Here is a 25,161-nt window from a genome sequence, read left to right as displayed (position 1 = left end):
GTAGATAACTGAAATTGCAAGCAATCCGCGCACCCTGTGGGAGCGGCTTTAGCCGCGAAGAATCCAACGCGGTGCATGGCACCGGCTGCGCCGGTGTTCGCGGCTAAAGCCGCTCCCACAGGGCCCCTGCTAATTCAATGAGTTATGTGCAGTTCAATGAGAGCTGGCTTGCCGGCGATGGGCCGCAAAGCGGCCCCAAATTGCTTGATTGACAGGCATTACGCCTGAGGGGTGTTTAAGCAGCCCCTTTCCGTGCCAAGGCCGAGTCAGGGGTGCGCATTCCAGGTTGTCGAAAGCGGCTTGCTCTCGCGTCCATGGACCATGCAATACAGCGCGCCAGCCAGGATCAACCCCATCGCCCAACTGATGTCCGCCCCCAGCCACTCGGCCACGAAGCCCGTGTAGAACGACAGCTTCATGAACGGGATGGTACCGATGATCGACACGGCGTACACCGCCAGGCTTCGACGATTGAAGCAGCCATAACGCCCCTTGGCGTCATACAGCGCCCCCACATCATAGTGGCCGCGGCACACCCAGTAGTAATCCACCAGGTTGATCGCGCTCCATGGAATCAGCAGGTACAGCTGGCCGATCAGGATGTCGGCAAAGAACGTATCGAAATTGTACTGGGTGGCGATGGCGATCACCGTTGCCGCTGCGGTCAGGCCAGCCATTACCAGGGCCTTGGCAGTCGCGGTCACGCGCCGGATGGTCTTGAAGGCGCCAAAGATCGTGACCGACGACATGTAGGCACTGTACAGGCACAGGACGTTGTACTGGATCACCCCCAGCGCAATCACTGCCAGCGCCAACGGCGCCCACGGGCCAAACAACGCGGCAATGGCTGTGGCCGGGTCATGCCCCAGTGCCGAGGGCAGCTCCACGGCTACCAGCGCGCCCAATGCCATCATGGCGAAGGAGCCCAGCGCACAACCGCAATAGGTGGCCCAGAACGTGGCGCGCGGGTTGACGTTGGCCGGGAGGTAGCGCGAGTAATCGGCCACATACGGGCCATACCCCAGCGTCCACGAGGCCGACTGGGCAACGATCAGGTTGAACGCGGTGAACGAAAAGCCGGTACTCACCGCCGTTGTGGTTGCCATGTCGCCGGAGTGCAGCAGAATCAGCACCAGGGCACCAGCAAAAACCAAGGTGGACAACAGGCTCATCCACGCCCCGAGGCGGTGGATGAGTTCGTAGCCGACAAAGCCGATGACAAAGGTCAGCAAGCCGACCACCACGATCGCCTGGTCATCGCTCATGGGCACCAGAGCCTGCAGGGCATTGCGCATCAGCACGCCGCTGGCGGCGAGGAACAGGACTGCGGCGGTGACCATCACCAGCAGCGGGAGCGCCGCGCCATGGACACCGAACTGGGCCCGGCTCTGGATCATCTGTGGCACGCCCAGGTGTGGCCCCTGGGCAGAGTGCGCGGCCATGAACACGGTGCCGATCAGGTTGCCGACCAACAGGCCCAGCAAGGTCCAGCCCAGGCTCAGCCCCGAGGCCACGCCCAGGGTGCCGACCATCAGGGCGGTTATCTGGAAGTTGGAGCTGAACCAGATGGTGAACAATCGTTTAGGCGTGCCATAACGCTCAGCGTGTGGGACAAATTCGATACTTCGCGTTTCTAGCTTCACGCCGGTCTCCCGATTTTATTTTCATGATTATCGGGTAGGTACCGGCGGGATTTGGGTTCAGTAACGAACGCGTCATAGCTGACTGCGCCATGGCTTGCTTGATAACGTCAGGGTACCCAGGCGGCTCATCCACACCGACGCCAGGATCACCGCCCCGCCGATGAACAGCCTGCCCAGTGGTTCGTCCTGGTTCCAGATCAGCAGATTGAGCAGCAGCCCTACCGGCACATGCAGGTTGTTCATCACCGCCAGCGTGGCCCCAGATACCAGGCACGCGCCCTTGTTCCACCAGTACAGGCCCAGCGCCGTCGGGCACAGCCCCAGGAACAGCAGCACCAGCCACTGCACGTTGGTGGTTGGCAGGTGCTGGACGTTGCCAAACAGCAGGAAGGCCGGCAACACCACGATCAACGCGCCCAGGTAGAAGTAGCCAAAACGCTTGTAGTGCGGCAAGTCGCTGGGGTGGCGTGCTACCAGGTGGCGGTACAGCACCTGGCCGGCGGCGTAGGTGAAGTTGGCCAGTTGCAGCAGCAGGAAGCCGATGAAGAACTCGCCGCTGATGGTGTCGAAGCGGATCACCGCCGCGCCGGCCACCGCCACCAGCGCTGCCACCAGGGCCCACGGGTTGAAGCGCCGGTTCATGGCGTCTTCGATCAGCGTCACGTGCAACGGCGTGAGGATGGTGAACAGCAGCACCTCCGGCACGGTGAGCACGCGAAAGCTCAGGTACAGGCAGACGTAGGTGATGCCGTACTGCAGCGCACCGATCAGCAGCATCGCGCGCATGAAGCGCGGCTCGACCTGGCGCCAGCGAGTCAGCGGCAGGAACACCAGGCCAGCCAGCACCACGCGCGCGAGCACGGCAAAGTAGCTGTCGACGTGCCCGGCCAGGTACTCGCCGATCAGGCTGAAGGAAAACGCCTGGATCAGCGCGACGATTATCAGGTAGCCCATGGTTGCCTCTCGTGGATCAAGGCCGCGACCTTAGCGGGTTGCGATGAATGAGTTCAACCATGAGGAATGTGGGGCTGTGCCGGCCTCTTCGCGGGTCAACCCGCTCCCACAGGGACACCACTGATCTCAGGTGCCGTGATATTCCTGTGGGAGCGGGTTTACCCGCGAAGAGGCCGGCACAGGCCCCCACAAAATTCACAGGCATAAAAAAGCCCGGCCATGCGGGCCGGGCAGGTACACCCAAAGGAGCAACAACAGGTGTCAGGGTTGGGAATTCGCTAAGCTTCAGGCCACCGCCGCCAGCTTGGCCTTGGCCTGGTTGACGCCCTTCTCGTGGAACTCGCCGCTCATGTTCAGGCCTTCGGCATGGATGAAGTCGACATCGTGAATGCCGATGAAGGCCATTACCTGGCGCAGGTACGGTTCCTGGTGGTCGCTGGTGGCACCGGCGTGGATGCCGCCACGGGCCGTCAGGACGATGGCGCGCTTGCCGGTCAGCAAGCCCTGCGGGCCGGTGGGGGTGTACTTGAAGGTGATGCCGGCACGCAGCACGTGGTCCAGCCAGGCCTTGAGGGTGCTGGGGATGGTGAAGTTGTACATCGGCGCAGCCATCACCAGCACATCGGCAGCAAGCAATTCATCAGTCAGTTGGTTGGATCGGGCCAGCGCTTCCAGTTCGGCAGCGCTGCGCTGTTCTTCAGGCTTCATCCAGCCACCCAGCAGGTTGGCGTCCAGGTGCGGCACCGGGTTCACTGCCAGGTCGCGCACGCTGATCTGATCGGCCGGGTGGGCGGCCTGCCACTGCTGGATGAAATCACGGGTCAGCTGACGGGAAACGGAATCCTGCTGGCGGGCGCTGCTTTCGATGATCAGTACGCGGGACATTGGGGGTGCCTCCATCGGCAAAAAGGGTTGCGATTCGATGGAGGTGAGATTACGGCTTGACCTATCGATAAAAAAGCGTAAAAAAAGGGTTCAATCTATCGATTTATCAGCTTATTCTGCAGTGCAGTTCAAGGCGATCCGTAGTTTGATGATCTGCCGGTTGAACTTGGCGGTGACATCGACACTTTTCCCGGCCGGTACCATCACCCGGCGCACCCGTGGTGCTTCCGGGCCGTTTCGGAAGGTCACCTTGCACGCGGCCGGTACCTGCCCATAGTTGTTGAGGGTGATGGCGCCAATGTCATAGGCCGTGTCATAGGCGGTGTAGTCGAGTTTGACCCCGGTCAGTTCCTTCTCCACGTCGATGGGATAAGCCATGGCCCCGAGGGGCAGGCACATCAGTATTGCCGCACAACATTTCTTCATGGGCCGCTCTCCTTGAAAGAGCGCAGCTTAGGACAACAGGAGCGAAAGATGAAAGCGCCGCGCGTAACCCTTGACCAGTGGCGAACCCTGCAAGCAGTGGTCGATCACGGCGGGTTTGCCCAGGCCGCCGAGGCACTGCACCGCTCGCAGTCATCGGTCAGCTACACCGTGGCCCGCATGCAGGAGCAACTGGGCGTGCCGCTGCTGCGCATCGACGGCCGCAAGGCGGTGCTCACCGAAGCCGGCAATGTCCTGCTGCGCCGCTCCCGCCATCTGGTCAAGCAGGCCAGCCAGCTCGAAGACCTCGCCCACCACATGGAACAGGGTTGGGAGGCCGAGGTACGCCTGGTGGTCGATGCCGCCTACCCCAGCGCCCGCCTGGTACGCGCCCTGGCCGCGTTCATGCCGCAGAGCCGCGGCTGCCGCGTGCGCCTGCGTGAAGAAGTGCTGTCTGGCGTCGAGGAAGTGATGCACGAAGGCATCGCCGACCTGGCCATCAGCAGCTACAGCATCGGCGGCTACCTGGGCGCCGAACTGAGCGCGGTGGAGTTCGTCGCCGTTGCCCACCCCGAACACAGCCTGCACCGCCTGGGCCGCGAGCTGACCTTCCAGGACCTGGAAAGCCAGTTGCAGGTGGTAATCCGCGACTCCGGCCGCGCTCAGCCGCGCGATGTCGGCTGGCTGGGTGCCGAGCAGCGCTGGACCGTCGGCAGCCTGGGCACCGCCGCTACCTTCGTCAGCAGCGGCCTGGGCTTTGCCTGGCTGCCCCGGCACATGATCGAGCGCGAGCTGCGCGAAGGCGTGCTCAAGCCGTTGCCGCTGGATCAGGGTGGCAGCCGCCACCCACTGTTCTACCTTTATTCGAGCAAAGAGAAGACCTTGGGCCCGGCCACGCAGATTCTCATCGACCTGCTGCGCAATTTCGACACCGCCCCACTGGACGTGCCCTTCGCAGCCCCCCCACAAGCCTGAGAGGACCGCGCCCATGGCCTATTTCGAACACGAAGGATGCGCACTGCATTACGAGGAATATGGCCAGGGCGAACCCTTGGTATTGCTGCATGGCCTGGGCTCCAGCTGCCAGGACTGGGAGCTGCAGGTGCCGGTGCTCAGCCGCCACTACCGAGTAATCCTCATGGACATCCGTGGCCACGGCCGCTCCGACAAGCCACGCGACGGTTACCAGATCGCCACCTTCAGTGCCGACCTGCTGGCCCTGCTCGAACACCTGCACACCGGCCCCGTGCACTTCGTCGGCCTGTCCATGGGCGGCATGGTCGGCTTCCAGTTTGCCGTCGACCACCCGCAATGGCTGCGCAGCCTGTGCATCGTCAACAGCGCCCCCGAGGTCAAGCGCCGCACCCGCAATGACTGGCTGTGGTGGCTCAAGCGCTGGGGCCTGGCGCGCCTGCTCAGTGTCGAAACCGTCGGCAAGGGCCTGGCCGAGCGGCTGTTTCCCAAACCGCAGCAGGCCGAACTGCGGCAGAAAATGGCCCAGCGCTGGGCACGCAACGACAAGCGCGCCTACCTCAAGAGCTTCGACGCCATCGTCGACTGGGGCGTGCAGGAACGCATCGGGCAGATCCACTGTCCTACCCTGGTGGTTGCCGCCGACCACGATTACACGCCGATACAACTGAAGCAGCGCTACGTCGCCCTGATGCCTCACGCCAGGCTGGTGGTCATCGACGATTCCCGGCACGCTACACCCCTCGACCAACCCGAGGTCTTCAACCAGACCCTGCTGCAATTCCTTGCAGCCGCTTCCACCTCTCAAGGATCTTTGAGCCCATGCTGAAAAAACTCCTGCTCACCGCCTGCTCGGTCGCCTTCGCCACCAGCGTCATGGCCTCCGACAAGACCCCGCACGTATTGCTGGACACCAGCTTCGGCCAGGTCGAAATCGAGCTGAATGCCGAGAAGGCGCCGGTCAGTACCAAGAACTTCCTCGAGTACGTCGACAGCGGCTTCTACAACAACACCATCTTCCACCGTGTAATCCCGGGCTTCATGGTCCAGGGCGGTGGCTTCACCGACCAGATGGTGCAGAAGAACACCCGCGCCCCGATCACCAACGAAGCCGGCAACGGCCTGCAGAACACCCGTGGCACGCTGGCCATGGCCCGTACCCAGGACCCGAACTCGGCCACCAGCCAGTTCTTCATCAACGTGGCCGACAACGACTTCCTCAACCCTGGGCGTGACCGTGGCTATGCCGTGTTCGGCAAGGTGACCAAGGGCATGGAGGTGGTTGACCAGATCGTCAATTCGCCAACCACCATCAAGAAAGGCATGCGCGATGTACCGGCCGACCCGGTCTACATCAAGTCGGCCAAACGCATCGACTGACCGCAGGCTTCACAGGGACGTGAAACCGCCTGAGGGCCGGATGAAACAGGAGTGTCGTCACCCATGCTGTACCGCCGTTTCGAACAACTGATCGACATCTTCCGCGACGCGCCCAGCGAGTCGCCGCCCGGCCAGGTCTGGCCGTTCTACCTGTATTACCTGCGCCAGGTGTGGCCGAGCTTTCTCGCCCTGCTGGTGGTCGGCCTGTTCGCCTCACTGATCGAGGTGGCGATGTTCAGCTACCTGAGCCGCATCATCGACCTGGCCCAGGGCACACCCAATGCCAACTTCTTCAGTGAGCACAGTGGCGAGCTGATCTGGATGCTGGTGGTGATCCTGCTGCTGCGGCCGGTGTTCTTCGGCCTGCACGATCTGCTGGTGCACCAGACCATCAACCCCGGCATGACCAGCCTGATCCGCTGGCAAAACCACACCTATGTGCTCAAGCAGAGCCTGAACTTCTTCCAGAGCGATTTCGCCGGGCGCATCGCCCAGCGCATCATGCAGACCGGCAACTCGCTGCGCGACTCCGCCGTGCAGGCGGTGGATGCGCTGTGGCATGTGCTGATCTACGCCATCACCTCGCTGGTGCTGTTCGCCGAGGCCGACTGGCGCCTGATGCTGCCGCTGCTGCTGTGGATCATCGGCTACATCGCCGCGCTGTACTACTTTGTGCCACGGGTGAAGGAACGTTCGGTTATTTCCTCCGATGCCCGCTCCAAGCTGATGGGGCGAATCGTCGATGGCTACACCAACATCGCCACCCTCAAGCTGTTCGCCCATACCGACTACGAACAGCAGTACGCCCGCGAAGCGATCAGCGAACAGACCGAGAAAACCCAGCTGGCAGCGCGCGTGGTCACCAGCATGGACGTGGTCATCACCACCCTCAACGGCTTGCTGGTGGTCGCCACCACCGGTCTGGCGCTGTGGTTGTGGAGCCAGTCGCTGATCACCGTCGGCGCCATCGCCCTGGCCACCGGTCTGGTGATCCGCATCGTCAACATGTCGGGCTGGATCATGTGGGTGGTCAACGGCATCTTCGAAAACATCGGCATGGTCCAGGACGGCCTGCAGACCATCGCCCAGCCGGTCACCGTCACCGACCGGCCCAACGCGCCAGCGCTCAAGGTCAGCCGCGGCGCGGTGCGTTTCGATGATGTGGACTTCCATTACGGCAAGGCCGCCAATGTGATCGAAGGGCTAGACCTGGACATCCGACCGGGCGAGAAGATCGGCCTGATCGGCCCGTCCGGGGCGGGCAAGTCGACCCTGGTCAACCTGCTGCTACGGCTGTACGACGTGCAGGGCGGGCGCATCCTCATCGACGGCCAGGACATTGCCGAGGTAAGCCAGGCCAGCCTGCGCGCGCAGATCGGCATGATCACCCAGGACACCTCGCTGCTGCACCGCTCGATCCGCGACAACCTGCTGTATGGCCGCCCCGGTGCCAGCGAGGCCGAGCTGCTCGAAGCAGTACGCCGGGCGCGGGCTGACGAGTTCATCCCGCAGCTGTCGGATGCCCTGGGCCGCACCGGCTTCGATGCCCACGTGGGCGAGCGCGGGGTCAAGTTGTCGGGCGGGCAGCGCCAGCGTATCGCCATTGCCCGGGTGCTGTTGAAGAATGCGCCGATACTGATCATGGACGAGGCCACCTCGGCGCTGGACTCGGAGGTGGAGGCAGCGATCCAGGAAAGCCTGGAGACGCTGATGCAGGGCAAGACAGTGATCGCCATTGCCCACCGGCTGTCCACCATTGCGCGGATGGACCGGCTGGTGGTGCTGGACAAGGGGCGGATTGTAGAAAGTGGCAGCCACAGTGAACTGCTGGAGCAGCAAGGGTTGTATGCCCGGTTGTGGCATCACCAGACCGGGGGGTTTGTCGGGGTCGACTGATTCCTGTACTGGCCTCTTCGCGGGTGAACCCGCTCCCACAGGGACCGCACAAATTTCACGGTCTGTGCAGTACCTGTGGGAGCGGGTTCACCCGCGAAAGGGCCGGCACAGGCAATATGAATGGATCAGTCCCGGCGATAGGGCAACATCCCCCGGGCTTCCTCGGCATAGGCCCGCACCCCTTCCCGCTCCTGCACCAGAAAATCCTCCACCGCCCGCCGCAACCCCGGGTGCAGCAGGTAGTGCCACGACCGCGTCAGCACCGGTTCGAACCCGCGAATAAGCTTGTGCTCCCCCTGCGCCCCGGCATCGAAGCGCTGCAACCCCTCGGCAATGGCAAAGTCCATGCCCTGGTAGAAACAGGTTTCGAAATGCAGCCGGTCGAATTCATCCAGGCACCCCCAGTAGCGGCCAAACAGGCTGTCGCCCCCCACCAGGCTCAGGGCCATGGCCACATCACGCCCACCCTGCCGCGCCATCACCACACGCAACGCCTCGGGCATGCGTTCTGCCAGCAGGCTGAAAAACGCGCGTGTCAGATAGGGCGCACGGCGGCGCACCGCATAGGTGTTGGCGTAGCAGCGGTAGACGAAATCCCACTGCGCCTCATCCAGTTCTCCCCCACGGTACCAGCGGAACTCAATGCCGTGCCCGGCCACCTGTTCACGTTCCTTGCGCATCTGCTTGCGCTTGCGCGAACTCAGGCTGTCGAGAAAATCCTGGAAGTCGCGGTAGCCGTGGTTGCGCCAATGGAACTGGCAACCCAGGCGCTCCATCCAGCCCGGCTGGCTGGCCAGTTGTTCGTCCAGCGCCGGCTCGGTGAAATTGATGTGCGCGCCAGACAGCCCACCCTTGCCCAGATACTCCGGCAACGCCTGCAGCACCAGCAAGCCATCGGCTGGGTCGGCGGCGAGCAGGCGCGGGCCGCTGACCGGGCTGAACGGCACGGCACCCAGCAGCTTGGGGTAGTAGGCGATGCCGGCCCGCTCACAGGCATCGGCCCAGCCATGGTCGAACACGTACTCGCCAAACGAGTGCCATTTGCGGTACGCCGGCAGCAGTGCCCGTACCTGCCCGTCCCGCTCCAGCACCAGGTGCTCGGCGGCCCAGCCGGTGCTGCGTGCGACGCTGCCGCTGTCCTCCATGGCACTGAGAAACGCATGGCGCAGGAACGGTTGGCCGGCCGGCACCAGGGCATCCCAGGTGGCCGCCGGAAGATCACGCAAATGGGCAAGGCTATACAGGCTGGTCACGGTTTTGGCTCGCTGTCTCAAGGTACCCAGTATCCCCAAGGAAGGCCCGTCACTCAAATCACCAACGCCGGGCCAGATCCTTTCATTCTCAATTACTTAACCGCAGTGCCACTAATTCGACATTAATCTGTCATTCGCCCCCGCAATACTTGCGCCTGTTTTCCGGAACCCCAGAACCTGTCTATTCAGGCCCTTTCCGAAGACATGCCAACACGGGGCGGGCGCTTGAGCCTCCCCCATCTTATTCAACAGGGAGAACCTTATGCGTCTTGTTTCTACACTTACCGGAGTGAGCCTCACCGGCATGATGCTGGCTCTGAGTACTCCGGCCAGTGCAGCTGTCGACGCCAAGCTGCTCGAAATGCTCCGCGCCAATGGCTCGATCAACCAGGCGCAGTACAACGAACTGCAGGCGGACCTGGCTCAAGAAACCAAGGAAAAGGCCGCTCAGAAAGCTCAGTCCGAACGGATGAGCTCCTTTGAACAGAAAGTGGCATGGGCCGCCAAGACTCAGATCAAGGGTGATGTGCGCCTGCGTTACGAAGACGTCAACGTCGACGACCCGATCGCTCGCAGCGGCAACCAGGACCGTGAACGTGTACGTGCCCGTGTCGGCTTCTACAGCGAGATCAACCCGCAGGTCGACGCCGGCGTGCGTGTGGCCACCGGCAGCAGCGCCGATGCCCGCTCGACCAACCAGAGCCTGGACAACTACTTCGAGAAGAAATCGCTGTGGGTTGACCTGGCCTACCTCGACTGGCACCCGACTGCCGTCCCGAACCTGCACCTGATCGGCGGCAAGATGCTGCAGCCATGGGTGAGCATGGGCGACATCATCTGGGACAGCGACATCAACCCGGAAGGCCTGGCCGCGACCTACAAGACCAACCTCGGCCCGGCCGAAGTGTTCGGCAGCATCGGCCACTACAACCTGAAGGACAACGTCGACGGCGACGGCGTGCAGTTCAAGCACGACGCACAACTGTACGCGGCCCAGCTGGGTACCAAGTTCAACGCGGCTGACACCGTCAAGGTCACCGTCGGTGGCAGCATCTACGGCTACGACAACGACAAGGAATCTGCTGCCCTGCGTTCGCTGGGCAACACCACCAACGAGTTCCAGCTGGTGGAAGGTTTCGGCCAGGTCGACTTCACCGGCTTCGCCATCCCGCTGTCGGCCTACGGCCAGTTCGTCAAGAACACCGAAAGCACCGATGGCAAGGACAAGGCCTGGCTGGCTGGCCTGAAGAGCAAGATCGGTGCCTGGAGCCTGGACTACAACTACCGCGACGTGCAGCGTAACGGTGTAGTCAGCCTGTTCACCGACTCCGACTTCGGTAACGGCTTCACCGGTTCCCGTGGCCACAAGTTCAAGGTGGGTTACGAAATCGACAAGAACTTCGCCCTCGGCGCGGCCTACATGATGGCCAAGACCGACTTCTCCAACCTGCCGAACAGCGATGCTGACGTAGACACGCTGCAGGTAGACCTGGAAGCCAAGTTCTAAGCGACACCCTGCACTGCTTCAGCTGAAGCGGGAAATGCCGACCCCATCCGGCATTTCCCGCTTTTTTTGCCTGTGACAAATGCACCGGCCTCTTCGCGGGTAAACCCGCTCCCACAGGGATATCACAGATTCGAATGCTGTGGTGTCCCTGTGGGAGCGGGTTCACCCGCGAAGAGGCCGGTACTGGCTTGCGCTCAATCAGCGCTTGCGCAGGATCACGCTACCAATCGAGTACCCCGCACCAAACGAGCTCAACACCCCCAGCGAGCCCTTGGCCAGGTCGTCCTGGTACAGGTGGAAAGCAATCACCGACCCCGCCGAACTGGTATTGGCATAACGGTCGAGAATCACCGGTGCATCTTCCTCGGCCACTTCACGCCCCAGCAGTTTCTTGACGATCAGGTGGTTCATGCTGAGGTTGGCCTGGTGCAGCCAGAAGCGTTTCACATCGCCTGGTTGCAGCCCGTTTTCCTGCAGGTGCTCACCGATCAGCTCGGCCACCTTCGGGCACACCTCGCGGAACACCTTGCGGCCTTCCTGGATGAACAGCTTGTCCGCCGCGCCCTCGCCCTCTTCCGCCGCGCGGTTGAGGAAGCCGAAGTTGTTGCGGATGTTGTTGGAGAACTCGGTCCACAGCTTGCTGCTGACGATATCGAACTGGTGCGCCGAGGTGGCCTTGTCGGCACGTTCGAGCAACACCGCGGTGGCGGCATCACCAAAGATGAAGTGGCTGTCACGGTCACGGAAGTTCAGGTGGCCGGTGCACACCTCCGGGTTGACCATCAGCACCGCACGCGCCTGCCCCAGGGCCACACTGTTGGCGGCAGTCTGGATGCCGAAAGTGGCCGACGAACAGGCCACGTTCATGTCGAAGGCAAAGCCCTGGATACCCAGCGCCTGCTGCACTTCGATGGCGATGGCCGGGTACGGGCGCTGCAGGTTGGAGCAGGCGACGATCACCCCGTCGACATCGGCAGCGCTGCGGCCGGCGCGCTCCAAGGCCTGGCGGGCAGCGGCCACGGCCATTTCGCAGAGCACCGACGGTTCGTCGTTGGAGCGCTCGGGCAGGCGCGGTTTCATGCGCTGCGGGTCGAGGATGCCGGCCTTGTCCATGACGAAGCGGCTCTTGATGCCCGAGGCCTTTTCGATGAACGCCGCGTCGGACAGCGGCGCCGCTTCGACTTCACCGCGCTCGATGGCAGCGGCGTTGTCCTGGTTGAACTGCTGCGACCAGGTGTTGAAGGAAGCCACCAGTTCTTCGTTGGAAATGCTCTGGGCCGGGGTGTACAGGCCGGTGCCGCTGATCACGACGTTATGCACGGTCGTTCCTCTGGTCAAAGGCCATCGCCACGGGGCGCTGGCTGGAAACATGACAGGTTAATGGCACTTTAGTGCCAATTTAAAGGCGAGGGCTGCGCCCTCGTTCGCGGGCACGCCCGCTCCCACAGGTACAGCACAGGCAGCGAACCTTGCACATCACCTGTGGGAGCGGGCGTGCCCGCGAAGGGGCCGCAAAGCGGCCCCAAATTGCATCAATATTGCCACATCTGCGGAAGTTTAGCCCTCCACCTGGCTCCATTGCTTGCTCAATCGCTTGTCGGAAATCGGCACCTTGGTCCCCAACTGCTGGGCGAACAGCGACACCCGATATTCCTCCAGCCACCAGCGGTACAGGGTCAACTGTTCATCGCGCTTGCCTTCCTGGGCATGCTTGTCGGCACGGGCCTTGTACTGCGCCCACAGGTTGGCCAGCTCGCCGCTCCACACCCGGTCCTTCTGCACCTGCGAACCCAGCTTCTCCAGGCGCAGTTCCACCGCCTTGAGGTAACGCGGCAGCTCCTTGAACCAGGCCCCGGGGGTTTCGCGCACGAAGCCCGGGTACACCAGGTTGCCCAGCTGTTGCTTGATGTCGTTCAGCGCCACCGCCTGGCTCAGGTCGATCTTGCCCTTGAAGCGCTTCTGCAGCCCATGCCACAGCTTCAGCACTTCCAACGTCTGCCGTGCCAGGCGCTCGGCATGCTCGGCCCAGCTGCCGCGCTTGCGCTCGGCCAGGCCAGCCAGGGCCGCACCATCGCGTGGCAGCGGCTGTTCGCCTTCAAGGATGCAGCTGTCCAGGCTGGCCAGCAGAATATCCTCGACCAGCGCCTCGACCCGGCCCATTTCCCGGTACAGCAGGCCCAGCTCGGTCAGTCCCGGCAGCTTGCCGCGCAGGTACTTGGCCGGCTCGGCCAACTGCTGCAGCAACAGGCGCTGCAAGGCGCGGCGGTGCTGGAACTCGGCTTCGGCCTGAGTCGAGAAGCGCCCCTCGCGCACGGTGCCGCCCTCCTCCACCAGCGCCGGGTACACGGTCATCGACAGGCCGGCGATCTTCTGCTGCGCGGTCTGCTTCACCTCGCTGAAAGCCTTGGCCTGCACCGGTTGCTCGCTCTTGGCGTCACGCGGCACGGCCAGCGCTGCCTGGCTGGCGGCGGCAAAGCGCGCGGTCAGCTCGGCCAGGTCGCGGCCTTCACCCAGGAACTTGCCCTGGCCGTCGACCACTTCGATGTTCATGCGCAGGTGGCCTTCAACCAGGTTGACCGACTCGTCCCAGGCCTCGTCAGGCACACGGGCGCCGGTCATGCGCAGCAGCTCCTGGCCCAGGGCCTGCGGCAATGCGCCCTGGCCAAAGGTCATGCGCGCCAGCGAGGCCTTGACGAAGTCCGGCACCGGCACGAAGTTCTTGCGCAGGGCCTTGGGCAGGTTGCGCACCAGCGCCACGCACTTGGCTTCCAGCAGGCCCGGCACCAGCCATTCCAGGCGCTCGCCCGGCAGGCTCGGCAGCAGCGGTGCCGGCACCCGTACGGTCACGCCATCGCGGGGGTGGCCGGGCTCGAAGTGGTAGCTCAGCGGCAGGCGCAGCTCGCCCACCTGCATGCTGTCGGGGTATTGCGCGGCGGTGACTTCGCTGGCCTCACGGGCCAGCACGTCTTCCTCGCGCATGATCAGCAGGTTGGCGTCCTTCTGGCTGCCCATGCGGTACCAGCTGTCGAAGGTCGCGGTCTGGTGGATTTCCGCCGGCAGGCGCGCTTCGTAGAAGGCGTACAGCGTCTCTTCGTCGGCGAGGATGTCACGGCGGCGGGCCTTGGCCTCCAGTTCGTCGAGCTCTTCCAGCAGGCGCTTGTTGGCCGCCAGGCACTTGGCCCGCGACTGGATTTCGCCACGCACCAGGCCTTCGCGGATGAACAGCTCGCGCGAGGTGACCGGGTCGATCGGGCCGAAATGCACCGGTCGACGGCCGACCAGGATCAGGCCGTACAGGGTGATCTGCTCGTAGGCCACCACCTGCCCGCGCTTCTTCTCCCAGTGCGGCTCGAAGTGGTTCTTCTTGACCAGGTGGCCGGCCAGCGGCTCGATCCAGTCCGGCTCGATCCTGGCCACCATGCGTGCGTACAGCTTGGTGGTTTCGACCAGTTCGGCAGCCATCACCCACTGCGGGCGCTTGCGCCCCAGGCCCGACGACGGGTGCACCCAGAAGCGCCGCTGGCGGGCGCCCTGGTAGTCGCCCTCTTCGGTCTTCTGGCCGATCTGGCTGAGCAGGCCGCTGAGAATGGCCTTGTGCATTTTCGGGTAGTCGGACGGGTCCTTGTTCACCGTCAGTTGCAGGTCACGGCAGATCAGCGCCAGCTGGCGATGGGCATCGCGCCATTCGCGCAGGCGCAGGTAATTCAGGAAGTTCTTGCGGCACCAGTTGCGCAGCGGGTTGGCGGTCAGCGCCTGGCGCTGTTCCTCGAAGCCACGCCACAGGTTGACCAGCGCGGCGAAGTCGGAATCCACGTCCTTCCATTGCGCGTGGGCCTGGTCGGCGGCCTGCTGACGCTCCGGCGGGCGTTCGCGCGGGTCTTGCACCGACAGCGCACTGGTGACGATCAGCACTTCCTGCAGGCTGCCCAGGCGGGCGCCTTCGAGCAGCATGCGGCCCAACCGCGGGTCAATCGGCAGGCGCGCCAGCTGGCGGCCGATCGGCGTCAGCTGGTTCTCGCGGTTGACCGCCGACAGCTCCTGCAGCAGGTTGAAACCGTCGCTGATGGCCTTGCCATCCGGCGGCTCGATGAACGGGAAGGCGTCGATCGCGCCCAGGCGCAGGTGCAGCATCTGCAGGATCACCGCCGCCAGGTTGGTGCGCAGGATCTCCGGGTCGGTGAACGCCGGCCGGCTGTTGAAATCCTCTTCGCTGTACAGGCGCACGCAGATGCCCGGCTCGACCCGGCCACAGCGGCCCTTGCGCTGGTTGGCACTGGCCTGCGACACGGCCTCGATGGGCAGGCGCTGGACCTTGGCGCGGTAGCTGTAGCGGCTGATGCGCGCGGTACCGGTGTCGATCACATAGCGGATGCCAGGCACGGTCAGCGAGGTTTCCGCGACGTTGGTGGCCAGCACCACGCGGCGCCCGGTGTGCGGCTGGAAGATGCGCTGCTGCTCGGCCGGCGACAGGCGCGCGTACAACGGCAGGATCTCGGTATGGCGCAGTTGCGCCTTGCGCAAGATCTCGGCGGCATCGCGGATCTCCCGCTCGCCCGGCAGGAAGATCAGTACATCGCCGGGGCCCTTGCCCTCACTCCGCTCGTGGTGCGCCAGCTCATCCAGCGTGGCGAGGATGGCCTGGTCGACGGTGAGGTCGTCCTCGATCTGGTTGCCCTCCTCGTCCTGCTCGCTGGTCAGCGGGCGGTACCAGGTTTCCACCGGGAAGGTACGCCCGGACACCTCGATGATCGGTGCGCCGTCGAAGTGTTTGGAGAAGCGTTCCAGGTCGATGGTAGCCGAGGTGATGATCAGCTTCAGGTCCGGGCGACGGTGCAGCAGAGTCTTCAGGTAGCCGAGCAGGAAGTCGATGTTCAGGCTGCGTTCATGGGCTTCGTCGACGATGATCGTGTCGTAGCGTTCGAGGAAACGGTCGTGCTGGGTTTCGGCCAGCAGGATGCCGTCGGTCATCAGCTTGACCAGGGTGTTGGCGTCGCTCTGGTCCTCGAAGCGCACCTGGTAGCCGACCAGCCCGCCCAGGGGCGTGCCCAGTTCTTCGGCGACCCGCGCAGCAACGCTGCGGGCGGCGATCCGGCGTGGCTGGGTGTGGGCGATCAGGCCATGGCTGCCACGGCCCAGTTCCAGGCAGATCTTCGGCAACTGGGTGGTCTTGCCCGAACCGGTTTCGCCGGCGATCACCAGCACCTGGTGTTCGGCCAAGGCCTTCTTGATTTCGTCACGCTTGGCAGCGATGGGCAGGCTGTCGTCGTAGCGCACGGTCGGCACGCTCTGCTGGCGCGCGGTGACCTGGGCGCAGGACGCTTGGACCTTTTCCACCCACTGCGCCAGCTTTGCCTCGTCTGGGCGCTTGCGCAGTTCGTGCAATTGCCGGCGCAGGCGATGGCGGTCGGCGATCATGGCGTGGTCGAGGTTTTGCAGCAGTTTGTCGATGGCGTGGTCAGTCATGGGGCTTTTTAGTGATGCAGGTGGGCCTGCTTTTTCATGATCGGCATTCGAAGGATGCGCGATTGTCGCAGATTTGTCGGTTCTCTGCTGCCTGTGCCGGCCTCTTCGCGGGTAAACCCGCTCCCACAGGTACCCCACAGCTCTCAGCCTTGATGCGATCCTGTGGGAGCGGGTTCACCCGCGAAGAGGCCAGTTGCAACAGCACATATGTTTAGCCAAATGCGATGTAAAGGTTGCCATTCACTGCTTTAATCAACCTTACGCCGCATGTGAGTATCAAAGGCATGACTCCCGTCCAGCCCATCGCCCCACCGCTATCCCGCCCTTCGCTGCCGAAGGCCCGGCGCCGTGCCGGTGAAAATCCGCTGGTCCACATCATCCTTGCCTTCTGGGCCCTGTGGCACTGCCGTCACGCGCGCCCACCGGATTTCTCGCTCACGCCTTGGTGACCCAACCCGGCCGTCGTCTGGCCGTTTGAATCAGCCGGGCCGCCTGCATGCGCGGTGGTCCTGTGCGCCCGTGAGCGAATCCATCATGCACTTTGCACCCGTAGAGCAGGCCAGCCGTTTTCTGGCCGACAACCCCGATATCGAGCTGTTCGAACTGTTCATCCTCGACGCCAACGGCGTACCGCGCGGCAAGCTGCTGCACCGCGAGGAACTGCTGGCCGTGTACCAGACCGGCCGGCCGCTGCCCAGCACCATCCTCGGCCTGACCCTGAACGGCGACGACGTGGAAAATTCCGGCCTGGTGTGGGACGTCGGCGATATCGACTGCCGCGCCTACCCGCTTGAAGGCAGCCTGGTGCGCCTGCCCTGGCGCCGGGTGCCGACCGCCGCAGTGCAGGTGAGCATGCACCCAAGCGAGGGCCTGCCGGCCAGCATCGCCGACCCGCGCCACGTGCTGCTGCGAACCATCGAGGCGTTGAAAGCCGACGACTACCATCCGGTGATGGCCTGCGAGCTGGAGTTCTACCTGCTCGACCAGCAACCAGATGCCCAGGGCCGCCCGCAACCGGCGCTGGACAACGATGGCGGTCGCCCACGCACCACCCAGGTGTATGGCCTGCGCGAACTGGAGCAGATCGAGCCGTTCCTCGCCGACCTCTATGCCGCCTGCAAAGCCCAGGGCATCCCGGCCCGCACGGCGATTTCGGAATACGCTCCCGGCCAGGTGGAAATCACCCTCGAACACGGCGACGCCCTGCAGGCGATGGACCAGGCCGTACGCTACAAGCGCCTGGTCAAAGGCGTGGCCCATGCCCATGGCATGCAGGCCTGCTTCATGGCCAAGCCGTTCGCGCAACTGGCCGGCACCGGCATGCACATGCACCTGAGCCTGGCCGACAGCGCCGGCAACAACCTGTTCGCCAGTGAGGACAAGGCCGGTACCCCGCTGCTGCGCCAGGCCGTGGCCGGCATGCTGCGCCACCTGCGCGACTCGCTGCTGCTGTTCTGCCCCAACGCCAACTCGTTCCGCCGCTTCCAGGCCAACAGCTATGCACCGCTGGCGCCGACCTGGGGCGTGGACAACCGTACCGTGAGCCTGCGCATACCGGGCGGCCCGGCCAACAGCCGGCATGTGGAGCACCGCATCTGCGGCGCCGACGCCAACCCCTACCTGGCCGCTGCGGCGATCCTTGCCGCCAGCCACCGGGGCATCCGTGAACAACTTGACCCGGGGGCACCGGTAGAAGGCAACGGCTATGCCCAGGCCACCGAACACCTGCCCACCGACTGGCTGACCGCTCTCGATGCCCTGCAGCATTCCAGCTGGGCTCGCGAAGCACTGGGCGAGGACTTCCTTGGCGTGTACCTGAAGGTCAAGCGCGCCGAGTACCGCCAGTTCATGGCCGAAGTCAGCGAGCAGGACTGGCGCTGGTACCTGCACCAGGCCTGAGCCCCCACCTAACAAGGAACACCCATGAACGCAGCATTGAACAAGGGCCCGGCGCAGCGCGCGCCGTCCTACTACAGCGCCACCCTCAACGACCACACCGAGTACCCGCAGCTCAAGGGCACGGTACAGGTGGATGTGGCGATCATCGGTGGCGGCTTCACCGGCGTGGCCACGGCGGTGGAACTGGCCGAGCGTGGCCTGAAAGTGGCCATCGTCGAAACCAACCGCATCGGCTGGGGTGCCAGCGGGCGCAACGGCGGCCAGGTCACCGGCAGCCTGTCGGGCGACGAAGCCATGCGCACGCAGATGCGTAACCGCCTGGGTGCCGAGGTCGATGACTTCATCTGGCACTTGCGCTGGCGCGGGCACCAGGTGATCGAGCAGCGCGTGGCGCGCTACGGCATCGACTGCGACCTCAAGCGCGGCCACCTGCATGCGGCGATGAAGCCCTCGCACATGGACGAGCTGCGCGCATTCGAAGCCGAGGCCCGGCGGCGCGGCATGGGCGAGCAGGTGCAACTGCTGGACCGCAACGGCATGGCCGAGCACCTGCAAAGCCCGCTGTACCTGGGCGCGCTGAAGAACCTGCGCAACCTGCACCTGCACCCGCTCAACCTGTGCCTGGGCGAGGCCCGTGCAGCCCATGGCCTGGGGGCGCTGATTTTCGAGAACTCCGAAGTGCTGGACATCGTCCACGGCCCGCGCCCGGCGGTGGTCACTGCTCACGGGCGGGTCGAGGCGCGCCAGGTGATGCTGGCTGGTGATGTGTACCACAAGCTGGAAAAGCGCCAGCTCAAGGGCAAGATCTTCCCGGCCATGGGCGGCATTGTCACCACCGCACCGCTGGGGGAACTGGCCGAGCAGATCAACCCGCAGGACCTGGCGGTGTACGACTGCCGCTTCGTGCTCGACTACTACCGCCTGACCGCCGACAAGCGCCTGCTGTTTGGCGGTGGCGCCAACTATTCCGGCCGTGATTCACGGGATATCGAAGGCGAACTGCGCCCGTGCATCGAGCGCACCTTCCCGGCATTGAAAGGCGTGCCGATCGAGTTCCAGTGGAGCTGCGCCATGGGCATCGTGGTCAACCGCATCCCCCAGTTGGGCAAGCTGTCGGACAACGTGTGGTATTGCCAGGGCTATTCGGGGCACGGGATTGCCACCAGCCACATCATGGGCGAGATCATGGCCGAGGCGCTGACCGGGACGCTGGAGAAGTTCGACACCTTTGCCCAGTGCAAGCATGTGCGGGTGCCGATGGGGGATTTGCTGGGCAACCCGCTGCTGGCGGCGGGGATGTGGTACTACCAGATGCTGGAGAAACTGCGCTGAAGCATTCGCGGGCACGCCCGCTCCCACAGGTACAGCGCAGCCCTCTGGCTTGGCGCAATACCTGTGGGAGCGGGCGTGCCCGCGAAGAGGCCGGTGAGGTCGATCAGGCGATCTTCTTCAAGCCCTGCTTCTTCAGCTCTTCATCGCGCAGTTCGCGGCGCAGGATCTTGCCCACGTTGGTGGTCGGCAGCGCATCGCGGAACTCGATCTGGCGCGGAACCTTGTAGCCGGTGACGTTGTCGCGCATGTGCTCCATCACCTGTTCCTTGGTCACGGTCATGCCCGGCTTGACCACGATGAACACCTTGATCACTTCACCGGACTTCTCGTCCGGCACGCCGATGGCCGCGCACTGCAGCACGCCCGGCAGGGCCGCCAGCACATCTTCCAGCTCGTTGGGATACACGTTGAAGCCCGAGACCAGGATCATGTCCTTCTTGCGGTCGACAATGCGCATGTAGCCGTCCGGCTGGATCACGGCGATGTCACCGGTCTTCAGCCAGCCATTGCTGTCGAGGATCTCGGCGGTAGCCTCCTCGCGCTGCCAGTAGCCCTTCATCACCTGCGGGCCCTTGACGCACAACTCGCCCACCTCGCCCAGCGGCAGCTCGTTGCCGTTATCGTCGATGACCTTGCACAGGGTGGACGGCACCGGAATGCCGATGGTGCCGACCTGGTTGGCCTCTGAGGGGTTCACCGCGGCCACCGGGCTGGTCTCGGTCATGCCATAGCCTTCGCAGATGGCGCAGCCGGTCACGGCCTTCCAGCGCTCGGCCACGCTCAGCTGCAGGGCCATGCCACCAGACAGGGTGATCTTCAGCGCCGAGAAGTCCAGGGCGCGGAAGGCCTCGTTGTTGCACAGGGCAACGAACAGGGTGTTGAGGCCGACGAAGCCGCTGAACTTCCACTTGCCCAATTCCTTGACCATGGCCGGCAGGTCACGCGGATTGCTGATCAGCACGTTGTGGTTGCCGATCAGCATCATGGCCATGCAATGGAAGGTAAAGGCGTAGATGTGGTACAGCGGCAGTGGGGTGATGAGGATTTCACAGCCCTCGTGCAGGTTGGCGCCCATCAGTGCCCGGCACTGCAGCATGTTGGCCACCAGGTTGCGGTGGGTCAGCATCGCGCCCTTGGCCACGCCGGTGGTGCCGCCGGTGTACTGCAGCACCGCCACGTCGTTGGCCTGCGGATTGGCCTCGGTCACCGGCTGGCCCTTGCCCAGCGCCAGTGCGTCGTTGAAGCGTACGGCACGCGGCAGGTTGTAGGCCGGTACCATCTTCTTCACATACTTGATCACGCTGTTGATCAGCAGGCGCTTGAGCGGCGGCAGCAGGTCGGCCACTTCGGTGACGATGACGTGCCTGACCTGGGTCTTGGGCACCACCTTCTCGGCCAGGTGGGCCATGTTGGCCAGGCACACCAGGGCCTTGGCGCCGGAGTCGTTGAACTGGTGTTCCATTTCCCGTGCGGTGTACAGCGGGTTGGTGTTGACCACGATCAGCCCGGCACGCATGGCACCGAATACCGCCACCGGGTATTGCAGTACGTTAGGCAGCTGCACGGCAATGCGGTCACCCGGCTTGAGGTCGGTATGCTGCTGCAACCAGGCGGCAAACGCCCCCGACAGCGCATACAGCTCGCCATAAGTGATAGTCTTGCCCAGGTTGCTAAAGGCCGGTTTGTCGGCAAAGCGTTGGCAGGATTGCTTGAGTACCGCCTGGATATTGGGGAATTCGTCAGGATTGATTTCCGCCGTAATCCCGGCTGGGTACTTATCCTTCCAAAAATGTTCGATCATGGAAGCCCACTCCTTCAGCAACAGCGAAGTTCGATTCACGCGTCGATGCGCTTATTATTGATATGAGATGACGGCTCGTTGCAAACCGGATCATCTGAAAGCGGGCCGAGAGTAACAGCTTTGCCTGGGGTCGCCTAGAGGCCAAAACAGGCCTCACGGTCACAAAAATGACTCAATGAACAATACAGGTCATTTTTAGAGTAATTATCCAAAATGTTGCAGATCGGGCTGTAAAAAGCCTGCTAGAGCTGTTTGAAAGCATTCGCGGGTGAACCCGCTCCCACACAGGTACTGCACAGGCCTTGAGAACTGCAAGCCCCTGTGGGAGCGGGTTCACCCGCGAAGAATCCAACTCGGTCTCAAGCGATATCCCGCAGCTCCCGCCGCAGGATCTTGCCCACCGGTGTCATCGGCAACGACTCGCGCAGCACGATGTGCTTGGGCACCTTGTAGCCGGTAAAGTTGGCCTTGCAGTAGGCCTTCAGCTCATCCACGCTCAGCCCGCCTTCGCGCGGCACCACGAACAGCTTCACCGCCTCGCCGGAACGCTCGTCCGGCACGCCGATGGCTGCGCAGTTGGCGACCTTGGGGTGGCCCATCACCACGTCCTCGATCTCGTTGGGGTACACGTTGAAACCCGAGACGATGATCATGTCCTTCTTGCGGTCGACGATGCGGGTGAAGCCGTCCGGGTCGATCACCGCGATGTCGCCAGTCTTGAACCAGCCTTCCGCATCCAGGGCCTGGGCCGTGGCCTCGGGCTGCTGCCAGTAACCTTTCATCACCTGCGGGCCCTTGATGCACAGCTCGCCCCGCTCGCCCAGCGGCAGCTCGTTGCCGTCATCGTCGATCACCTTGAAGGCGGTGCCCGCCACCGGGATGCCCACCGTGCCCAGGCGCGCCAACTGGCCGTAAGGGTTGGTGCTGGCCACTGGCGAGGTTTCGGTCAGGCCGTAGCCTTCGACAATGCGGCAACCGGTAAGCGCCTCCCAACGCTCGGCCGTGGCCTTGACCAGCGCGGTGCCGCCGGAATTGGTGACCTTCAGCGCCGAAAAGTCGAGCTGGCGGAAGCCCGGGTGGTCCATCAGCGCGACGAACAGGGTGTTCAGGCCCAGCAAGGCGGAAAAACGCCATTTGCCCAGCTCCTTGATGAAGCCGGGGATATCACGCGGGTTGGTGATCAGCACGTTGTGATTGCCGGTGACCATCATGCACATGCAGTTCGCGGTAAAGGCATAGATGTGGTACAGCGGCAGTGGTGCGATCATCACCTCCTGGCCGTCCTTGATCAGCTTCTGCCCGTCCGGCCCGTGCTGCGAGAAGCAGGCCAGCACCTGCAGCATGTTGGCCACCAGGTTGCCGTGGGTGAGCATGGCGCCCTTGGCCAGGCCGGTAGTGCCGCCGGTGTATTGCAGCACGGCGATGTCGTCCAGGCAGAGCGGCACCGGCTTGTGCGACAGCTCGCGGCCCTGGCGCAGCACCTGCTTGAACGGCACCGCCTGGGGCAGCTGGTAGGCCGGCACCATTTTCTTCAGCTTGTCGACCACGGTGTTGACCAGCCAGCCCTTGGCGGTAGGCAGCAAGTCGCCCATCTTCGCCTCGATCAGGTACTCGATGCCGGTATCGGGCAGCACCTCCTGCACGCGCTTGCCGAACATGTTCAGGTACACCAGCGCACGTGCGCCGCTGTCCTTGAACTGGTGACGCATCTCGCGCTCGGTGTACAGCGGGTTGGTGTTGACCACGATCAGGCCTGCGCGCAGGGCACCGAACACGGCGATGGGGTATTGCAGCACGTTGGGCATCTGCACCGCGATGCGGTCACCCGGTTTGAGGTCGGTATGCTGCTGCAACCAGGCGGCGAAGGCCGCCGAATGGCGTTCCAGCTCCGCGTAGTTCAGGGTCACGCCCAGGTTGCTGAAGGCCGGGCGGTCGGCGAAGCGTTTACAGGAGCGCTCGAACACCTCGACGACCGAGGTGTAGGCATTGATGTCAATGGTCGAAGGCACGCCCGCCGGGCGCTTGTCATTCCAGAAGTCGGCTTGCATTTATTATTGTTCCTCTGCCTGGACCTGCTGTGAGTCCTGTAGTCCTTTCACCTGCCCGCCCGAAAGCGAAAAGGCGTTGATCCGACGTTAGCAGGTAAGCTCAAGGCGGCATATACGCCAAGTGCCGCCATTAACATTGTGAATCTTATTTGTGTCCTTCCTGCAATCCGGTCGGTTGTGCATACACTGTCCGGATACCTGTGCGCACAAGGACCCGCCATGCCTCACGACGCCTTCTGGCTGCCCGCCAGCGAGCACTGCAGCCTGTACGTGCACCAATGGCTACCGGCCACGCCGGTAAAAGCCGTGGTGCTGCTGGCCCACGGCATGGCCGAACATGCCGGGCGCTACCAGCACCTGGGCCATGCCCTGAGCGCGGCCGGCTTTGCCCTGTTCGCCGCCGACCAGCGCGGCCATGGGCGCACCGCCGAACTGGGCAGCCTCGGCCTGTTCGCCCGCCATCATGGCTGGAATGCCGTGGTCAACGACCTCGGGCTGCTGGCCCAGCACATCGGCCAGCAGTACCCGTGCACGCCGTTGTTCCTGTTCGGCCACAGCATGGGCAGTTACATCGCCCAGGCCTATCTGCTGCACCACAGCGCCAGCCTGCATGGGGCGATCCTCAGCGGCTCCAACTACCAGCCGGCGGCGCTGTACCGCGTGGCGCGGCTGATTGCCCGGCTGGAGGCCTGGCGCCAAGGGCCGCTGGGCAAGAGCGCGCTGATCGAATGGTTGTCGTTCGGCTCGTTCAACAAGGCCTTCAAGCCCAACCGCACCGCGTTCGACTGGCTCAGCCGCGACCCGGCGCAGGTCGATCTGTACGTCAACGACCCGCTGTGCGGCTTTCGCTGCAGCAACCAGTTGTGGCTCGACCTGCTGCAAGGCTTGGCGCAGATCAGCCAGCCGAGTAACCTCGCGCAGATCGATCCGAACCTGCCGTTGCTGGTGATCGGGGGTGAATGTGATCCGGTCAGTGCCGGCAAGCGTCTCACCCACCTGGCCGACGCCCTGCGCGCGACCGGCAATCGACATGTACAGCTGCGCGTCTATCCTGAGGCACGGCATGAAGTACTCAACGAAACCAACCGTGACGAGGTCACCGCCGATATTCTCGGCTGGCTTGAACAGGCGCTTGCCCTTGGCCGCCCTGTGCGCAGTGAATGATAGCCGCCCTCCTCTACCGCTTAAGGAAGCCCCGATGTCCCAGGTCACCAACACGCCTTACGAAGCCCTCGAAGTCGGCCAGAAGGCCGAGTACAAGAAGTCCGTTGAAGAACGCGACATCCAGCTGTTCGCCGCGATGTCCGGTGACCACAACCCGGTGCACCTGGATGCCGAGTTCGCTGCCAAGAGCATGTTCCGCGAGCGCATCGCCCACGGCATGTTCAGCGGTGCCCTGATCAGTGCTGCAGTGGCCTGCACCCTGCCTGGCCCTGGCACCATCTACCTGGGTCAGCAAATGAGCTTCCAGAAGCCGGTGAAAATTGGCGATACCCTGACCGTACGCCTGGAAATCCTGGAGAAGCTGCCCAAGTTCAAGGTGCGCATCGCCACCAATGTGTTCAACCAGAATGATGAGCTGGTGGTCCAGGGCGAGGCCGAGATCCTTGCGCCTCGCAAGCAGCAGACCGTCGAGCTGGTTTCGCCGCCGAATTTTGTGGCTAGCTGAAGATTGATGCAGGCAGTACCGGCCCTTTCGCGGGTA

The 25,161-nt window shown here is 63.7% G+C and carries 18 protein-coding genes; 9 read left to right on the top strand and 9 right to left on the bottom strand.

Annotated elements, in window-relative coordinates; translation table 11 throughout:
• Positions 1-266: 266 nt before the first annotated feature.
• The 4 genes from ACIQYU_RS06865 to ACIQYU_RS06850 all read right to left on the bottom strand — a co-directional run bounded on the left by ACIQYU_RS06865 (position 267) and on the right by ACIQYU_RS06850 (position 3,908).
• Positions 267-1,643: a purine-cytosine permease family protein gene (locus ACIQYU_RS06865; protein WP_402798663.1), complete on the bottom strand. Its 1,377-nt coding sequence runs from the start codon at positions 1,641-1,643 to the stop codon at positions 267-269.
• 72 nt (positions 1,644-1,715) lie between these two features.
• Positions 1,716-2,597 carry a carboxylate/amino acid/amine transporter gene (locus ACIQYU_RS06860; RefSeq protein ID WP_207830903.1) on the bottom strand — a complete coding sequence of 294 codons (882 nt, stop codon included), beginning with the start codon at positions 2,595-2,597 and terminating at the stop codon, positions 1,716-1,718.
• Between the two features lie 285 nt (positions 2,598-2,882).
• Positions 2,883-3,482: an FMN-dependent NADH-azoreductase gene (locus tag ACIQYU_RS06855; RefSeq protein WP_039612586.1), complete on the bottom strand. Its 600-nt coding sequence runs from the start codon at positions 3,480-3,482 to the stop codon at positions 2,883-2,885.
• Positions 3,483-3,593: 111 nt separating this feature from the next.
• Complete coding sequence (locus ACIQYU_RS06850; protein WP_063912931.1) at positions 3,594-3,908, bottom strand: hypothetical protein; 315 nt, start codon at positions 3,906-3,908, stop codon at positions 3,594-3,596.
• A gap of 48 nt (positions 3,909-3,956) precedes the next feature.
• Here ACIQYU_RS06850 and ACIQYU_RS06845 point away from each other — a divergent pair, with 48 nt between their 5' ends.
• The 4 genes from ACIQYU_RS06845 (at position 3,957) to ACIQYU_RS06830 (ending at position 8,153) form a co-directional block, all read left to right on the top strand.
• Positions 3,957-4,880 (top strand): LysR family transcriptional regulator, encoded by a 924-nt coding sequence (locus ACIQYU_RS06845; RefSeq protein WP_012273620.1) that lies wholly within the window; start codon positions 3,957-3,959, stop codon positions 4,878-4,880.
• Between the two features lie 13 nt (positions 4,881-4,893).
• Positions 4,894-5,706: an alpha/beta fold hydrolase gene (locus ACIQYU_RS06840; RefSeq protein WP_063912932.1), complete on the top strand. Its 813-nt coding sequence runs from the start codon at positions 4,894-4,896 to the stop codon at positions 5,704-5,706.
• Positions 5,700-6,257, top strand: coding sequence for a peptidylprolyl isomerase (locus ACIQYU_RS06835; protein ID WP_207830899.1), 558 nt, complete (start codon positions 5,700-5,702; stop codon positions 6,255-6,257). The genes ACIQYU_RS06840 and ACIQYU_RS06835 overlap by 7 nt, the downstream gene beginning before the upstream one ends.
• A gap of 63 nt (positions 6,258-6,320) precedes the next feature.
• Entirely contained in the window at positions 6,321-8,153 is a 1,833-nt protein-coding gene (locus ACIQYU_RS06830; RefSeq protein ID WP_207830897.1) for an ABC transporter ATP-binding protein, read from the top strand.
• 125 nt (positions 8,154-8,278) lie between these two features.
• Here ACIQYU_RS06830 and ACIQYU_RS06825 read toward each other — a convergent pair whose 3' ends face one another.
• Positions 8,279-9,406: a GNAT family N-acetyltransferase gene (locus ACIQYU_RS06825; protein ID WP_207830895.1), complete on the bottom strand. Its 1,128-nt coding sequence runs from the start codon at positions 9,404-9,406 to the stop codon at positions 8,279-8,281.
• A gap of 262 nt (positions 9,407-9,668) precedes the next feature.
• On the opposite strand from ACIQYU_RS06825, the gene ACIQYU_RS06820 reads away from it, so the two are divergent.
• Positions 9,669-10,913 (top strand): putative porin, encoded by a 1,245-nt coding sequence (locus ACIQYU_RS06820; protein ID WP_025340175.1) that lies wholly within the window; start codon positions 9,669-9,671, stop codon positions 10,911-10,913.
• 198 nt (positions 10,914-11,111) lie between these two features.
• Here the strand turns inward: ACIQYU_RS06820 and ACIQYU_RS06815 are convergent, their stop codons facing one another.
• Together ACIQYU_RS06815 and hrpA are read right to left on the bottom strand one after the other, a co-directional pair.
• A complete protein-coding gene (locus tag ACIQYU_RS06815; RefSeq protein WP_233693743.1) occupies positions 11,112-12,233 on the bottom strand; it encodes a beta-ketoacyl-ACP synthase III in 1,122 nt (373 codons plus the stop codon).
• A gap of 237 nt (positions 12,234-12,470) precedes the next feature.
• Positions 12,471-16,376, bottom strand: coding sequence for an ATP-dependent RNA helicase HrpA (gene hrpA / locus ACIQYU_RS06810; RefSeq protein ID WP_207830891.1), 3,906 nt, complete (start codon positions 16,374-16,376; stop codon positions 12,471-12,473).
• 534 nt (positions 16,377-16,910) lie between these two features.
• On the opposite strand from hrpA, the gene ACIQYU_RS06805 reads away from it, so the two are divergent.
• A complete protein-coding gene (locus ACIQYU_RS06805) occupies positions 16,911-18,275 on the top strand; it encodes a glutamine synthetase family protein (RefSeq protein WP_402798652.1) in 1,365 nt (454 codons plus the stop codon).
• A 24-nt stretch (positions 18,276-18,299) separates the two neighbouring features.
• Positions 18,300-19,607, top strand: a complete 1,308-nt coding sequence (locus ACIQYU_RS06800; protein WP_063912939.1) for an FAD-binding oxidoreductase — start codon at positions 18,300-18,302, stop codon at positions 19,605-19,607.
• A gap of 103 nt (positions 19,608-19,710) precedes the next feature.
• Here ACIQYU_RS06800 and fadD1 read toward each other — a convergent pair whose 3' ends face one another.
• Both fadD1 and fadD2 read right to left on the bottom strand, forming a co-directional pair.
• Positions 19,711-21,408 (bottom strand): long-chain-fatty-acid--CoA ligase FadD1, encoded by a 1,698-nt coding sequence (gene fadD1 / locus ACIQYU_RS06795; RefSeq protein WP_402798649.1) that lies wholly within the window; start codon positions 21,406-21,408, stop codon positions 19,711-19,713.
• Positions 21,409-21,767: 359 nt separating this feature from the next.
• Positions 21,768-23,456, bottom strand: a complete 1,689-nt coding sequence (fadD2, locus tag ACIQYU_RS06790) for a long-chain-fatty-acid--CoA ligase FadD2 (RefSeq protein WP_207830885.1) — start codon at positions 23,454-23,456, stop codon at positions 21,768-21,770.
• 219 nt (positions 23,457-23,675) lie between these two features.
• Between fadD2 and ACIQYU_RS06785 the strand changes: the two genes are divergently transcribed.
• Together ACIQYU_RS06785 and ACIQYU_RS06780 are read left to right on the top strand one after the other, a co-directional pair.
• The gene (locus ACIQYU_RS06785) at positions 23,676-24,620 is read left to right on the top strand and encodes an alpha/beta hydrolase (protein ID WP_207830882.1); all 945 of its coding nucleotides are present in this window, start codon (positions 23,676-23,678) and stop codon (positions 24,618-24,620) included.
• A 34-nt stretch (positions 24,621-24,654) separates the two neighbouring features.
• Complete coding sequence (locus ACIQYU_RS06780; RefSeq protein ID WP_196182458.1) at positions 24,655-25,125, top strand: MaoC family dehydratase; 471 nt, start codon at positions 24,655-24,657, stop codon at positions 25,123-25,125.
• The last annotated feature ends 36 nt before the right edge of the window (positions 25,126-25,161 follow it).

The sequence above is a fragment of the Pseudomonas sp. NPDC096925 genome, from assembly GCF_044762545.1.
Taxonomy (GTDB): Bacteria; Pseudomonadota; Gammaproteobacteria; order Pseudomonadales; family Pseudomonadaceae; genus Aquipseudomonas.
This window is presented reverse-complemented; position numbering and strand designations above follow the sequence as displayed.

Bases quoted from the DNA above. Each gene is read 5' to 3' on its own strand.
- ACIQYU_RS06855 (WP_039612586.1), bottom strand. From the start codon at position 3,482: ATGTCCCGCGTACTGATCATCGAAAGCAGCGCCCGCCAGCAGGATTCC.
- ACIQYU_RS06860 (WP_207830903.1), bottom strand. From the start codon at position 2,597: ATGGGCTACCTGATAATCGTCGCGCTGATCCAGGCGTTTTCCTTCAGC.
- ACIQYU_RS06800 (WP_063912939.1), top strand. From the start codon at position 18,300: ATGAACGCAGCATTGAACAAGGGCCCGGCGCAGCGCGCGCCGTCCTAC.
- ACIQYU_RS06830 (WP_207830897.1), top strand. From the start codon at position 6,321: ATGCTGTACCGCCGTTTCGAACAACTGATCGACATCTTCCGCGACGCG.
- ACIQYU_RS06845 (WP_012273620.1), top strand. From the start codon at position 3,957: ATGAAAGCGCCGCGCGTAACCCTTGACCAGTGGCGAACCCTGCAAGCA.
- ACIQYU_RS06835 (WP_207830899.1), top strand. From the start codon at position 5,700: ATGCTGAAAAAACTCCTGCTCACCGCCTGCTCGGTCGCCTTCGCCACC.
- ACIQYU_RS06850 (WP_063912931.1), bottom strand. From the start codon at position 3,908: ATGAAGAAATGTTGTGCGGCAATACTGATGTGCCTGCCCCTCGGGGCC.
- hrpA (WP_207830891.1), bottom strand. From the start codon at position 16,376: ATGACTGACCACGCCATCGACAAACTGCTGCAAAACCTCGACCACGCC.
- fadD1 (WP_402798649.1), bottom strand. From the start codon at position 21,408: ATGATCGAACATTTTTGGAAGGATAAGTACCCAGCCGGGATTACGGCG.
- ACIQYU_RS06820 (WP_025340175.1), top strand. From the start codon at position 9,669: ATGCGTCTTGTTTCTACACTTACCGGAGTGAGCCTCACCGGCATGATG.
- fadD2 (WP_207830885.1), bottom strand. From the start codon at position 23,456: ATGCAAGCCGACTTCTGGAATGACAAGCGCCCGGCGGGCGTGCCTTCG.
- ACIQYU_RS06805 (WP_402798652.1), top strand. From the start codon at position 16,911: ATGCACTTTGCACCCGTAGAGCAGGCCAGCCGTTTTCTGGCCGACAAC.
- ACIQYU_RS06785 (WP_207830882.1), top strand. From the start codon at position 23,676: ATGCCTCACGACGCCTTCTGGCTGCCCGCCAGCGAGCACTGCAGCCTG.
- ACIQYU_RS06840 (WP_063912932.1), top strand. From the start codon at position 4,894: ATGGCCTATTTCGAACACGAAGGATGCGCACTGCATTACGAGGAATAT.
- ACIQYU_RS06780 (WP_196182458.1), top strand. From the start codon at position 24,655: ATGTCCCAGGTCACCAACACGCCTTACGAAGCCCTCGAAGTCGGCCAG.